Annotated in this window: 16 protein-coding genes; 5 read left to right on the forward strand and 11 right to left on the reverse strand. The window is 71.8% G+C overall.

Annotation, left to right across the window (positions count from 1 at the left end; translation table 11 throughout):
* Positions 1–41: 41 nt before the first annotated feature.
* Positions 42–728 (forward strand): hypothetical protein, encoded by a 687-nt coding sequence (locus tag VLJ82_RS06680; RefSeq protein ID WP_408662549.1) that lies wholly within the window; start codon positions 42–44, stop codon positions 726–728.
* On the opposite strand, the gene dinB is transcribed toward VLJ82_RS06680, so the two are convergent.
* The 3 genes from dinB to VLJ82_RS06695 form a co-directional block, all read right to left on the reverse strand.
* Positions 725–1,921 carry a DNA polymerase IV gene (gene dinB / locus VLJ82_RS06685; protein ID WP_408662550.1) on the reverse strand — a complete coding sequence of 399 codons (1,197 nt, stop codon included), beginning with the start codon at positions 1,919–1,921 and terminating at the stop codon, positions 725–727. The two genes, VLJ82_RS06680 and dinB, sit on opposite strands and share 4 nt — an antisense overlap.
* A gap of 79 nt (positions 1,922–2,000) precedes the next feature.
* On the reverse strand, positions 2,001–2,939 hold the full coding sequence (locus tag VLJ82_RS06690; RefSeq protein WP_408662551.1) for a cyclase family protein: 939 nt from the start codon (positions 2,937–2,939) through the stop codon (positions 2,001–2,003).
* A gap of 76 nt (positions 2,940–3,015) precedes the next feature.
* On the reverse strand, positions 3,016–3,552 hold the full coding sequence (locus VLJ82_RS06695; protein WP_408662552.1) for an arsinothricin resistance N-acetyltransferase ArsN1 family B: 537 nt from the start codon (positions 3,550–3,552) through the stop codon (positions 3,016–3,018).
* 91 nt (positions 3,553–3,643) lie between these two features.
* Between VLJ82_RS06695 and VLJ82_RS06700 the strand changes: the two genes are divergently transcribed.
* The gene (locus tag VLJ82_RS06700; protein ID WP_408662553.1) at positions 3,644–4,114 is read left to right on the forward strand and encodes a hypothetical protein; all 471 of its coding nucleotides are present in this window, start codon (positions 3,644–3,646) and stop codon (positions 4,112–4,114) included.
* Positions 4,115–4,175: 61 nt separating this feature from the next.
* On the opposite strand, the gene VLJ82_RS06705 is transcribed toward VLJ82_RS06700, so the two are convergent.
* From VLJ82_RS06705 to VLJ82_RS06725, 5 genes are all read right to left on the reverse strand, one after another.
* On the reverse strand, positions 4,176–5,102 hold the full coding sequence (locus VLJ82_RS06705; protein ID WP_408662554.1) for a hypothetical protein: 927 nt from the start codon (positions 5,100–5,102) through the stop codon (positions 4,176–4,178).
* Between the two features lie 21 nt (positions 5,103–5,123).
* Positions 5,124–6,152, reverse strand: coding sequence for a hypothetical protein (locus VLJ82_RS06710; protein ID WP_408662555.1), 1,029 nt, complete (start codon positions 6,150–6,152; stop codon positions 5,124–5,126).
* A 138-nt stretch (positions 6,153–6,290) separates the two neighbouring features.
* Positions 6,291–6,932 carry a 2OG-Fe(II) oxygenase gene (locus VLJ82_RS06715; protein ID WP_408662556.1) on the reverse strand — a complete coding sequence of 214 codons (642 nt, stop codon included), beginning with the start codon at positions 6,930–6,932 and terminating at the stop codon, positions 6,291–6,293.
* A 226-nt stretch (positions 6,933–7,158) separates the two neighbouring features.
* Complete coding sequence (locus VLJ82_RS06720) at positions 7,159–7,731, reverse strand: GNAT family N-acetyltransferase (RefSeq protein WP_408662557.1); 573 nt, start codon at positions 7,729–7,731, stop codon at positions 7,159–7,161.
* Positions 7,728–7,886: a hypothetical protein gene (locus tag VLJ82_RS06725; RefSeq protein WP_408662558.1), complete on the reverse strand. Its 159-nt coding sequence runs from the start codon at positions 7,884–7,886 to the stop codon at positions 7,728–7,730. Before VLJ82_RS06725 ends, VLJ82_RS06720 begins: the two co-directional genes overlap by 4 nt.
* 130 nt (positions 7,887–8,016) lie before the next feature.
* On the opposite strand from VLJ82_RS06725, the gene VLJ82_RS06730 reads away from it, so the two are divergent.
* Positions 8,017–8,214 (forward strand): hypothetical protein, encoded by a 198-nt coding sequence (locus tag VLJ82_RS06730; protein ID WP_408662559.1) that lies wholly within the window; start codon positions 8,017–8,019, stop codon positions 8,212–8,214.
* 334 nt (positions 8,215–8,548) lie between these two features.
* Complete coding sequence (locus tag VLJ82_RS06735; RefSeq protein WP_408662560.1) at positions 8,549–8,902, forward strand: response regulator transcription factor; 354 nt, start codon at positions 8,549–8,551, stop codon at positions 8,900–8,902.
* A 14-nt stretch (positions 8,903–8,916) separates the two neighbouring features.
* On the opposite strand, the gene VLJ82_RS06740 is transcribed toward VLJ82_RS06735, so the two are convergent.
* Positions 8,917–9,570, reverse strand: coding sequence for a response regulator (locus VLJ82_RS06740; protein WP_408662561.1), 654 nt, complete (start codon positions 9,568–9,570; stop codon positions 8,917–8,919).
* 321 nt (positions 9,571–9,891) lie between these two features.
* Here VLJ82_RS06740 and VLJ82_RS06745 point away from each other — a divergent pair, with 321 nt between their 5' ends.
* On the forward strand, positions 9,892–11,409 hold the full coding sequence (locus VLJ82_RS06745) for a DUF4118 domain-containing protein (protein ID WP_408662562.1): 1,518 nt from the start codon (positions 9,892–9,894) through the stop codon (positions 11,407–11,409).
* Here VLJ82_RS06745 and VLJ82_RS06750 read toward each other — a convergent pair.
* Together VLJ82_RS06750 and dnaB are read right to left on the reverse strand one after the other, a co-directional pair.
* Complete coding sequence (locus VLJ82_RS06750) at positions 11,393–11,542, reverse strand: hypothetical protein (protein ID WP_408662563.1); 150 nt, start codon at positions 11,540–11,542, stop codon at positions 11,393–11,395. The genes VLJ82_RS06745 and VLJ82_RS06750 overlap by 17 nt on opposite strands.
* Before the next feature lie 156 nt (positions 11,543–11,698).
* The coding region (dnaB, locus tag VLJ82_RS06755; protein WP_408662564.1) for a replicative DNA helicase at positions 11,699–12,682 on the reverse strand (984 nt) is incomplete at its 5' end.

Genomic DNA, 12,682 nt, shown 5'->3' on the forward strand with positions numbered 1-12,682 from the left:
CTTTGCATTGTCGATAAGTAGGTCTTCGAAGGACTGTTCCCGTGACTTTCTCCAGCATGCAGGCCTGGGCCGCCCGGCGCTCGATCCGGTTCTGGATCCTCGGCGCCGTGGTCGCCTTCGTGCTGCTCCTGTTCGCCCTGCCCCAGGCGCCCTCCTCTGCCGACCGGTCCGGGCCGGCCAAGCTGCATGCGGCACCCGCCGGCTCGCCGTTGTCGAGCGCCCCGGGGAGCAGCTCGGCATCGGCCGAGGCGGTCGCCGCGGCCAGCCGGGCGGCCGAGCAGGCGTCGGCAGAGGCATCCCGCTCGGCGGCCGCCAGCGCCGCGGCAGCAGCCTCCCGGTCCGCCGCGGCGGCCAGCTCGGCGGCCGCGTCCCGGTCTGCCGCGGCATCGCGCTCTGCCGCCGCGTCCCGGTCTGCCGCCAGCGCATCCGCGTCCCGCTCCGCTGCCGCAGCCAGTGCCGCCGCTGCGTCGCGGTCGGCCGCCGCCGCTGAGGCGTCCCGATCGGCAGCGGCTGAGGCGTCCCGGTCGGCTGCCGCCCAACCGCCGGCCCAGGCGTCCGGCTGCGAGCCGGGCTACAGCCCGTGCATCCCGCTCGGCTACGGCGACATCGACTGCAGCAGCGGAACCGGCAACGGGCCGCGCTACGTGCACGGCCCGGTCTACGTGACCGGCAGCGACCCCTACGACCTCGACCGGGACGGCGACGGTATCGGCTGCGAGCGGGGTTAGTCCGGCAGCAGCGGGACGGTCAGGCCCGGGTCGACGTGCAGCAGCACGCCCCGGGTGATCGCCGCCGTGCCGTAGCGGTCGCGGACCCGGTCCACCACCGAGTCCAGCTCCAGCGGGCTGCGCCGGGTGAACGGCAGCTCCAGCTGGACGGCGTCGGCGTTGTCCAGGTTGGCCAGCGTCACCCCGATCAGGGTGATGCCCTGCTCGCGCACCAGGCCGGCGTTGGCCTGCAGCAGCCGGCGCAGCGCTGCCAGCAGCACGGCAGTGTCGTCGGTGGCGGTGGGCAGCGTGTGCGAGCGGGTAGCGCGGCTGAAGTCGTCGAAGCGCAGCCGCAGCACCACGGTGCGGCACAACCGGCCGGCGGTGCGCAGCCGCCGGCAGACCCGGTCCACCAGCACGATCAGCCGGCCGTCCAGCTCGGCCGGTGACAGCCGGCGCCGGCCCAGCGCGGCCTGCGCGCCGATGGAGTGCCGCCGCCGGCCGACGGTGACCGGGCGTGGGTCCCGGTTGTGCGCGAGGGCATGCAGGTGCCGTCCGGACGCCCCGCCCAGCATCGCCCGCAGCGACCGCTCGTCCACCTCGGCGAGTTCGGCGACGGTGCAGATGCCGCGGGTACGCAGCTTCTCGGCGGTGACCCGGCCGACGCCCCAGAGCCGTTCCACCGGCAGCGGGTGCAGGAACGCCAGCTCGGCGTCGGCCGGCACCACCAGCAGGCCGTCGGGCTTGGCCACCCCGCTGGCCACCTTGGCTAGGAACTTGGTGCGGGCCACCCCGACGGTGATCGGCAGGCCGACCTCGTCGCGTACCCGCTGCCGCAGCCGGACCGCGACCTCGGTCGGCGACCCGGTGATCCGGTGCAGGCCGCCGACGTCGAGGAACGCCTCGTCGATCGACATCGGCTCCACCACCGGCGTGGTGTCGCGAAACACCTCGAACACCGCCTTGCTGGCAGCCGAGTAGGCGCCCATCCGGGGCGGCACCACGACCGCGTCCGGGCACAGCTGCCGGGCCTGCCGGCCGTTCATCGCGGTCCGGACGCCGAACGCCTTGGCCTCGTAGCTGGCGGCCAGCACCACGCCGCCGCCGACGACCACCGGACGGCCGCGCAGCCGGGGATCGTCACGCTGCTCGACCGAGGCATAGAAGGAGTCCAGGTCGGCGTGCAGGATCGAGGCCTTCTCACGCACCCGCAAATAATCGCACGCGTGTTCGAATTCTGCTAGCCTTCCGCAGTGCCCTCCCTACCGCCTGGGTCCCGGCGCCGACGGTTCACTACCGGCGGCTGATCCCGGCCGGGATCCAGGCGTAGGCGCGTACCGGGAAGGTGCCGAACCCGGCGATGCGCGGCGGCGCGGCGGTGAATCGCGCGCCGGTGGGCGGCAGCTGGTCCAGGCCGGTGAGGTGCTCCACGATCGGGATGCCGGCCGCCAGCAGCAGGGTGTGCGCCGGCCGTGGCCCGCCGCTGACCGCCTCGTCGATGTTCACCGCGTCGATGCCGACCAGCCGGGCACCGTGCTCGACCAGCCAGCGGGCCCCGGCCTCGGTGAGGTACGGCGCGTCGCGGGCGTAGTCCGGGGTGCCCCAGTGCCGGTCGCCGCCGGTGTGCAGCAGCACCGCCCGGTCGCGCGCCTCGACGGCGGCCAGCGCGCCCACGTCGACGGCTCGGATCCCGCTGCCGGCGGTCCGCACCAGCACCGCGGGCAAGTCGACCAGCGCGGACAGCGGCAGGCCGGCCAGGTCCGTCCCGTCCGGGTAGCGGTGGTACGGGCTGTCCAGGTAGGTGCCGGTGTTGCCGATCATGCTGATCCGGTCCATCGCGAACTCGGTGCCCGGCGCGTACAGCTCGCGGGAGGCCTCGCGGGTCAGGTGCGGCACGATCTCCGGCGCCGGCAGCCCCGGATAGGTGACCATGCCGGCCTCGATCGGGTGGCTGAGCTCGACCAGGGTGCCGCCCCCGGTGGCCGGCGCGGCCGGCAGGTCGCTCGGGCCGCCACGGGTGCCCTTGTGCGGTTCGGCGAACAGCCGCAAGGCCGTCAGTTCCACCCGCTCGACCATCAGCAGGTTCAGCGAGGCGACGAACAGCTCGGTGACCTGCCGCTCGGACGTGTCGGGCCCGGGGACGTCCACCCGGAATCGTTCGGCCCGCAGGCCGCCGCCGTTGGAGAAGGTGACCGTCGCGTCGAACTCGGCCCGGTACTGCTCAGCTGTCATGGCGTTACCCTGCCGTAACGGGTAGCGGCCGGTGAAGTGCCGGCCCGGCCGTTCTTCGCCGAGATAGCGCCAGGCACTACCGCGGCTCGGCCGGCGGATCGGTGTCGTCGTCGCCGATGCTCCGCTGCACCCAGGCCACATCGTGCCAGCGGCCGTGCTTGAAACCGACCCGACGGTATGTTCCGACCGGGATGAACCCCAGCGCCCGGTGCAGCCCCTCGCTGGCGTCGTTGGGCAGCGTCATGCCGGCCAGCGCGGTGCGGAAGCCCCGCTCGGCCAGCCGGGACAGCAGCGCCTGGTACAGCGCCCGGCCACCGCCGCGGCGCTGCCGGCCGGGTTCGAGGTAGACGCTCACCTGGGCCGACCACCGGTAGGCCGCGCGCGGGTTGAACGGGCCGGCGTAGGCGTAGCCGACCACCCGACCGGCCTCTTCGAGCACCAGCCAGGCGTGTGCGCGGGTGGCGGCCTCGATCCGGCGGGCCATTTCCTCCGCCGACGGTGGCTCGGTCTCGAAGGAGATCGCGGTGTCGGTCACGTACGGCGCATAGATCGCCGCGCAGGCCGGCGCGTCGGTGGCGACGGCGGGCCTGATCAGCCGATCGTCACCGGTCATGGCGGCGAGGGTAGCGCCCGGGCCGGCGGGTACGGTCGATGAGGAGCTGAGCAGTCAGCGCGCCCAAGCTCGTGGCCCTCGAGGTGACCTCGTGAAGCTCAGTACCGGACTTCTCGCTGGCGCGGCCGCCGGCGCCGCCGGAACGACCGCGCTCAACGCCGCTACCTACCTGGACATGGTCTGGCGGGGGCGGCCGGCCAGCAGCACCCCGGAGGACACTGTCGAGAAGCTGGCCGCGCGGTCTCCGCTGACCATCCCGGGCGATTCCGATACCCGGCCGAACCGGGTCAGCGGCCTGGGCGCGCTCACCGGCATCCTGGCCGGGGTCGGCGCCGGTGCCGTGCTCGGAGTGGCGCAGGCGGCCGGCTGGCGGCCCCGCTTGCTGCCGGGCGCCGCTGTGGCCGGCGCCGCCGCGCTGCTGGCCGGCAACGGCCCGATGACGGTGCTGGGCGTGACCGACCCGCGATCGTGGTCGGCCGCCGACTGGATCAGCGACGTGCTGCCGCACCTGGCCTACGGCACGGTCGCCGCCGCGGTGCTGAACCGCCTGACCGACCGGTAACCGTGCGCCGGCGGCCACTCGTCTTCCTTTGGCCAGGTGCCGAGCACGGTGCTGTTCCCGGTCAGCGCAGCACGCCGGTGAACGTCTCGTCGACGTAGTGCAGCAGCAGCGAGGTCGAGGTGCGGCCGTCCGGCAGCCGGTCCCGCCAGTGCGGCAACCGACGGCCGGCGAAGACCAGCGCGTCCCCGGGAAGCTGGTGCACCGCCACGGGTTTCCCGGCCACCTTCAGCCAGAGCGGCCAGGGCTCCCAAGTGCCCTCCGCGGTGCCCTCGATCAGCAGGCTGACGGTGTACTCGCACTGCTCGCGATCGATGTGCGGCGCCAGCACCGCACCTGCCTCGTAGATCAGGGAGTACGAGTAGGCCGGCAACACCGGCTTCCCCACCACGCGCGACACCGCGCCTGCCAGCTGGTGGAGCAGAAAGCGTGCCATCGGCTCGTTGTACATGCCGTAGCGCCGGCCGCACTGCTCGTCGCCGAGCGACACCTGGCCACTGCCGACCAGCGCGCGCTGGTAGTCGGCCAGCGCCCGCAGATGCGCCTGCGGCACCAAGCCCGACACGGTTGCGTGGGAGAAGGTCCGGAAGTGCTCGGCTGCGGCACCGAACGCGTGCTCCTGCGATTGGTCATTCGGCACGGAGGGGCCGGTCAGCGCGCCCACCGCCCGCAGGGCAGGCACCATCGGCGCCGGGAGGGATGGCGCGGGCCTGCCTGGCCGGAGCTGGGCCAGGGCAGCGCCCCATGACCGCGGGGTCCAGTACGGCGCGGCGAACCCGGTCACCGGATGGCTCACCCACACCAGCGGGTACCCGCCGAGGAAGCGATTGCGGTGCGGGGTTGCCTGCATGAGCCGGTGCGAGGGCGTCGAGCCGAGTTGCACCTCCACGCCGGTGCCCACCCGCAGCCCGGCAGCGTCGGGGCCGCCGCCGGTCTCTTCGCTCAGGAAGCAGGAGTAGCGCGGTACCGGGGTGGCATGAATCGCAGGCATAGGCGCTCGACCGTGCCTGCGCTACTCGGACGGGGAGCCGTCGTCCGGCCGGGCGAGATCGTCCGGCGGGCCACCGGGCGGGGCGAAACCCAGCTCGTCCGGCGGGCCACCGGGCGGGGCGAAACCCCAGTCCGGGACGTTGCCGGGCGGAGCGATACCTGCTCGGCCCGGAATGTCACCAGGCGGGGCCAGCCGCAGCTCGTCCGGCGAACCGGGCGGGAAAGCATCCGGCGGCGCAGACCGCAGCTCGTCCGGGGAACCGGGCGGGAAAGCATCCGGCGGCGCAGACCGTAGCTCGTCCGGCGAACCAGGCGGGAAAGCATCCGGCGGCGCGAGCCCCGGACGGTCGCTGTCGAACAGGCCGCCGTCGATCCAGACGATCTCATGCACCACCCGATCGGTGAACCGGCCTTGGCCGGTGGCCAGGTACAGGCCGGCGAAGTAGCCGGACAACCGATCCAGGACGGAGTCCTCGATCTGGTGGGCGAGCAGCTCCGGAACGCTGATCCGGTCCAGGCTGAGGGCCTTCGCCAGCTTTCCCGCCTCCGTCCGGTAGAAGCGGTACCTCGCCTGATCGGTCACCTGCAGGTCATCGCTCGGGGAGAAGCCCACGCCGCGCAGCAGGCGGTCGGCGAACCGCGAGTCCTGCACGACCAGGTAGTTCACCTCAGCGCCCTGGGCCTCGCTGAGGTTCTCGAGGGCCTCCTTGTAGACGGCGGCGATCATGCCGATGTTCGTCGCGTCCTCGTCCGCGGTGTAGACGGGTGAGATAGCGTAGCTGTTCCTGCCCACCGGATGCACCTGGCACAGCGCCCCGATGGCCCGGGCGCCCAGCCCCCACGGCGGCCAGGGGCGGTCCCGAGCCGCCAGGTAGACCCGCGAGCCCCCGCCCTCCATGGTGGGGACGATTCGTTCGGGATACAGGTGGCTGATACCCAGGCGCCGGAAGAAGCCCATCATCGCGACGCCGAGGTGGGAGTCGATCTCCTCGATGCGGTCGATCCGAACCACGTCGTTGAGCTGGTCATGAAAACCGGGCTCAATCCCCATGTCGCTTCCCTTCAACGGGCCGCCAACGTGCCGAGAGAGTAGCGGGAAATCCGCCCGGCGGGAATCGTTGCCCACCTGCTCCGTCCAGGCCCGGCGGCCCCCGCGCGGATCGGGTGCCCGACGACGACCACTGTCCGGTCAGGGCTCTGGGAACCAGGTCACCATGCTTGCCCGGAAGCCGTGGGTAACCGGGGCCACCTCGTGCAACTGCCCGCTGCCGAATGCGACGAGCAGGCCCGGCTGTCCCCACAGCCGGGCCCGGATCCCGTCGTCGCCGGGCAGGCCGGGCAGTCGGAAGAAGGTCAACTCGCCGCCGCAGTAGCTGTCCGGCTCGGGCAGCCGGGTCTGCCGGCCGAGGAAGAGAACCACCGAGACCCGACGGCGGCGGATGAACGCCGGCAACCCCGGGTCCCTGGTGTTGTCCTGGTGCGGGCGGAAGAAGTCACCCTTTCGGTAGGCAAGGAACTGTGGTTCCTCAGGATCGCCCAGCGCGACCCGGAAATGCTCGGCCAGCCGGGGACGGAGCGCCGCCAGGCCCGCCCTGATCGTGTGTTGCAGCTGCGCCGGCACGAACACCCCGCTGGTACGGCGGATCCGGGTGTCCAGCACGTGATCCCGGCCGCCACGGGCGATGGTCGCCGTGACCGTCGCACCGCTTCGCATGACCGAGCACAGTTCGGCGCAGCCGGCCTCGGTCAGGAAGCCCGGCAGCGTGAACAGGCCCGCGCTGGTCAGCGCGCCCAGGCTGACACCGGTGCGGCCCTGCGCCGCGGCGCTCATCTCGCTACCGCCAGATTCACGCCGGCATCCTAATGGTGTTCCCACTGCCCGGCCGGGGTTAGTCGGTTGCTCCGCCGGGCCGGGACGCCCCACCCGCTGCGGGCGTGGCGGCGGCCACCAGGGCCGCCACGGTGGCCGTACGGAAATCTGGCTGGTAGGACATCGGCGCGCGATAAGACCTTCGTCGTAGTACCCGCCCACCACCGCTGCGTCGGACTACCCCGGTCTACCTGGGCAGGGCGAGCCATTCCTCGCGGGTGATCGCGTACTCGACCTCGCCGTGTTCGGCACCGGGGATCGGCTCGTCCCAGTCGGCGGTGAAGGTGCGTACGTAGCGCAGCCCGGCGGACGCCATGGTCGCCCGGGAGGCCTCGTTGACCGCCATCGTCTCGGCGAAGATCCGGTGCAGGTGGAGGTCTTCGAAGCCGTGCCGGAGCAGTTCGCGGGCGCCCTCGCTGGCCAGGCCCTGCCGCCAGTACCGACGAAGCAGGCGGTAGCCGAGTTCGGCCTGGCCCTCGACCGGTCCCTGGTCGGCGCGCTGCGGTGGTTCGAGGATCCACCAGCCGACGAACCGCTCGCCGGCGAAGCCGGCCCAGAACCCGAGCCCGGGCACCTGCTCGGCCGCGGCCAGCCGGGCGCGGTGGTAGCGCTCCACCTCGGCGCGGGTGCGGGCCGTCCCGTTGCCCAGGTAGCGCATCACCTGCGGATCGGAGTCGAGTTCGACCTCGTACTCCAGGTGCTCCTCGGCCAGCGGAACGAGGCTGAGCCGGCGGGTCCGCAGCGTTGCCTGGCTGGTCATCGAGGAACCGCCACCAGCCGTTCGGTGGTGAGCAGCTGGCCGGGGCCGAGCGGGATGACGAAGGTCATGCCCTGCATTCTGACCGAGCCTCCCTGGCCGGCTTCGTCATCTCCGCCGTCGTTGCCAGCTGCCACTTCCTGCTGGCTGGTAGTCAAGTTGGGCGCAGCCCCCCACGACAGCTGTGCCTCCGCAGGGGATCGTTGAGGTATGCACTCGCGTGGTCGACCGGCTGGCGCCGGTGCCCGCACCGAGCTGGCTCGAAGCTCTTCCTGCCTGGAGGCAGCAATGACCCAACAGCGGCCACTATCCGACCAGCAGCCGCCCGGCACCGTTGCCGAGATCGACGAGCGGATCGCGCACGATCGGCTGCGCTACATCACAGCCTTCTTCGCCGGAAACCAGAGCGAGGCGCAGTACTGGGTGTACGAGATCGCCCGGCTGGAGAACCTGCGCAACCTCGTGCAACGCCGGGACGCGTCGTGATGCCGCGGCTGCGGGGCAGGCCCGAACGCCGCGGATGGCTGGAGCAGTGACGGGTTTGGTGATGTCACTGCCCGCGTGGCCCCACTGAGACGGTCCGACACCGGCCGTAACCCCCGACCTCAGTGGCTGACCCACGTTATGCCATCCGTGTTGCGGGACACCGAGCCTCCTCGGTGTCCGGGAGGGGAGGGGGCGCACGCCCCCTCCCCTTTCACAACGACTTCCACCTCCAGCGCGACGGCGGCGCCTGGGTAGCCCTACCGCCGCCGTGGACCGAACCAGGTTTCCGGGTAACAGGAATGCGGCGGTTGCCGGAAGCGACCAGAGTGAGGCCATGGTGCGCTGCTTGATCGTGGACGACAGCCGGCGGTTCGCCGAAGCTGCCAGCGCACTGCTGGAGCGTCAGGGTCTTCAGGTGGTGGGAGTGGCCGCCAACGGGCCTGACGCGCTGCGGCTGGCCCAGCAGTTGCGGCCCGACGTCACCCTGCTGGACATCGACCTCGGCGGCGAGAGCGGTTTCGAGGTGGCCCGGCGGTTGCAGCGCGAGACCGCTTCACCGATCATCCTCATCTCGACGCATGCCGAGCAGGATTACCGCGACCTCATCGCGGCCAGCACCGTGCTCGGCTTCCTGCCGAAGGCCGCCCTCTCGGCGGCGGCGATCCACCTGCTCCTGCAGGGGAATTGAGGGTTTGCCGCGACTCAGTGCGCGTCGAGGAAGGTCACGACCGCCAGCACCCGCCGGTGGTCGTCGCCGGTCTCGCCGAGGCCCAGCTTGGTCAGAATGTTGCGCACGTGCTTCTCCACGGTGCCTTCGCTGACCCACAGCCGCCGGGCGATGCCGGCGTTGGAACGCCCTTCTGCCATCAGCGAGAGCACCTCGCGTTCGCGTGGGCTGAGCAGCGCGAGTGGATCGTTGCGGCGCCGCGCGGAGATCAGCTCCTGCACCAGTGCCGGATCCACCACCGAGCCGCCCCGCGCGATCCGCTCGAGGGTTTCGACGAATTCGGCCATGTCGGTCACCCGGCTCTTGAGCAGGTAGCCGATCTTGCGGCCGCCGGCGAGCAGTTCCATGGCGTGCTCGACCTCGGCATGCGCGGACAGCACCAGGATGGCGACTTCGGGGAACTCCTCGCGGATGGCACGAGCAGCCTGCAACCCCTCCGTCAGGTAGCCCGGCGGCATCCGGACGTCGACGATCGCCAGCTCGGGCGGCGAGCCGCGTACCAGCGACAGGAGCGCGGCGGCGTCGGCGACCTGGCCGACAACGTCGAAGCCGGAGCGTTGGAGCAGGCTGGCGATGCCTTCTCGCAGCAGGATGTCGTCCTCGGCAAGAACTACGCGCAGCCCACTCACGACGACTCACTCAGCTCGCGCGTCCGCGCCGGTCCGAGCGGGCCGTCGCGGGTTCCCGTCCATTGCACGCCTGAGTCATAGGAGAGAACCTAACCTGCCGTTGCCGCTGGGACGACCGCCTTCTTCTGACGCAAGTGGGACCACCCGGGCAGCGGCAATGGCCGCGCGGTGACCACTCGGCTAATTTGAGTCTCGTGAGAGCACCGGCGCTCGCGGGTGCGGTGGTTGGGAACTGTCTGTCGGGCCTGGAGCAGGCTGGCCGCCGGGCGGCGGGCGGCTGCCGGACGCCCCGAGTGGTGGCACGCTCACCCGGAGCCCACCATGCCCGCTGAGCGGTTTCCGGCCGGGATCGCGCGCTCCTGGCGCTCGCTGACCCGGTGGGCCGGCACGGACGACCCGGGCGCCTCGGCATCCCGGTTGCGCCGGTGGAGCAGCGCAACCGCCGCCAGCGCGGCACTGGTGGCCGCGATCAGCCTGGCCGTCGAGGTGCTGGAAGATCACGCCCCGGTCCTGGCACTGGGCGTGCTCTACCTGCTGGCCGTGGTACCGGTCGCGGTGCTGTGGGGCACGGTGTTCGCCACTGCGGTCAGCGTGCTGAGCATCCTGACGTTCGGCTACCTGTTCGTGCCGCCCCGCCGGCAGCTCAGCCTCGACGAGTCGGGCAACTGGATCGCGCTGGTGGTCTTCGTGATCACCGCAGTCGCGGTCAGCGAACTGGCCGCGCGTTCGCAACGAGCCGCCCGGGCCTCGGCACGCCTGGCCAAGGAGCAGGGTGCGCTGCGCCGCGTCGCGACGCTGGTGGCGCAGGAAACCACCCGGGAACAGCTCGACGCGCTGATCTCGGCGGAGGTCGGGAAGCTGCTCGGTGCCGACCTCGCGGTGATGCGCCACTACCAGGACGACGGCAGCACCCGGGTGATGGGCCAGTGGGCCAGGTCGACGCCCGGCCCGGCCACCGGGTACCCACCAGCGGTCGAGCGGGTCACCGAGCTGATCGCGCGGACCGGCACGACGCAGCGGATCGAGAGCCAGCCGCCCGGCGACGACGCGGTGGGTTCGGCGGTGGGCGCGCCGATCACCGTCGAGGGTCGGCTGTGGGGCGCGATGATCGTCGCCTCGGGCCTGCACGCGCTGCCGTCGAACACCGGAGCGCGGCTGGCCGACTTCACCGCGTTAGTCGCGACCGCGATCGCCAACGCCAAGAACCGCGCCGACCTGGCCGCCTCCCGGGAGCGTGTCGTGGTTGCTGCCGACCAGGCCCGCCGGCGCATCGAACGCGACCTGCACGATGGCGCGCAGCAGCAGCTGGTCGCGCTGGCGATCGACCTGCAGGCCATGCGGGAGGCGGTACCGAGCGAGCTGGTGCAGCTGCGCGCCGACCTCGCGCAGGTCGCCCAGGGGCTGGTCAGCACCCTCGACGAGCTCCGCGAGATCGCCCGGGGCATCCACCCTGCGATCCTCGTCCAGGGCGGCCTCGGACCCGCGCTCAGGACGCTGGCACGCCGCTGCCCCGTTCCGGTGCACTTGGAGCTGGAGGTGACCTCGCGGCTGGCCGAACAGGTCGAGGTCGCCACCTACTACGTCGTGGCCGAGGCGCTGACCAACGCCGCCAAGCACGCCGGTGCCTCCCTGATCCGGGTCACCGGCGCCGCTCGCGACGGGGTGCTGCGGGTCAGCGTGCGGGACGACGGTCGGGGCGGCGCAAGCCCGGCTCGCGGCTCCGGGCTGGTCGGCATCACCGACCGGGTGGAGGCGCTGGGCGGCGAGTTGGTGCTGCGCAGCCCACCCGGATCGGGCACCTCGGTGGAGCTGACCCTGCCACTCAGCAGCCCGACCTGACGGGCATCGTTGCGCGGTGGTAGCGCTCCACCTCCGCACGGGTACGAGCCGTCCCGTTGCCCAGGTAGCGCATCACTTCAGGGTCGGAGTCGAGTTCCACCTCGTACTCCAGATGCTCCTCGGCCAGCGCCACCAGGACGAGCCGGCGGGTCCGCAGCGTTGCCTAGCCGGTCATTGAGCGCAGGCCCCGATCGACTTCACGGTCCGAGCAGGGCCGCCGCCTCGGGCCAGGTCAGGTCGCGCAGGTAGTCCGCATACGGCGGCGACGTCGCCAGCCGGATGGGCTGGCTCACGAGGGCATGTCCACGAAGCGGGACAGGTGGCCCTGGAAGGCGACCGTGGCCTGGCCGGTCGGGCCGTTGCGGTGCTTGGCGATGATGATGTCCGCCTCACCGGCCCGCGGCGACTCCCGCTCGTACATGTCCTCCCGGTGCACCAGCAGCACCACGTCGGCGTCCTGCTCGATCGAGCCCGACTCGCGCAGGTCCGACAGCATCGGCTTCTTGTCGGTGCGCTGCTCCGGCCCACGGTTGAGCTGGGACAGCGCCACCACCGGCACCTCCAGCTCCTTGGCGATCAGCTTCATCGCCCGGGAGAACTCCGAGACCTCCTGCTGCCGGGACTCCACCCGCTTGCCCGAGGTCATCAGCTGCAGGTAGTCGATCACGATCAGCTTCAGGTCGTGGCGCTGCTTGAGCCGGCGCGACTTGGCCCGGATCTCCATCATGGTGAGGTTGGGCGAGTCGTCGATGAACAGCGGTGCCTCGGCCAGCTCGGAGGACCGCAGCGCGATCTTGCGCCAGTCCTCGTCGGTCATCCGCCCGGACCGGATGTCGTTGAGCTTCACCCGGGCCTCGGCCGAGAACAGCCGCATCATGATGTCCTGCTTGCTCATCTCCAGCGAGAAGATCACCGTCGAGGCGTGCTGCTTGATCGCCGCCGACCGGGCGAAGTCCATCGCCAGCGTCGACTTGCCCGACCCCGGACGGCCCGCCACCACGATCATCTGCCCCGGGTGCAGGCCGTGGGTGATCTCGTCCAGGTGCTCGAAGCCGGTCTTGATGCCGGTACCGACCCCGCCGTTGGAGGTCATCCGGTCCATCTCGTCCAGGGTGCCCTCGAGCAGGTCCTCGATCCGGACGTAGTCCTCGCTGGTGCGCCGCTCGGTCACCTCGTAGATCTCGGCCTGCGCCCGGTCCACCACGTCGTCGACGGTGCCGGCCATCCCCTCGCCGCTGGCCGCCCCGTAGCCCATCTGCACGATCCGGGTGCC

Source organism: Jatrophihabitans sp. (assembly GCF_035474675.1).
Taxonomy (GTDB): Bacteria; Actinomycetota; Actinomycetes; order Mycobacteriales; family Jatrophihabitantaceae; genus Jatrophihabitans_A.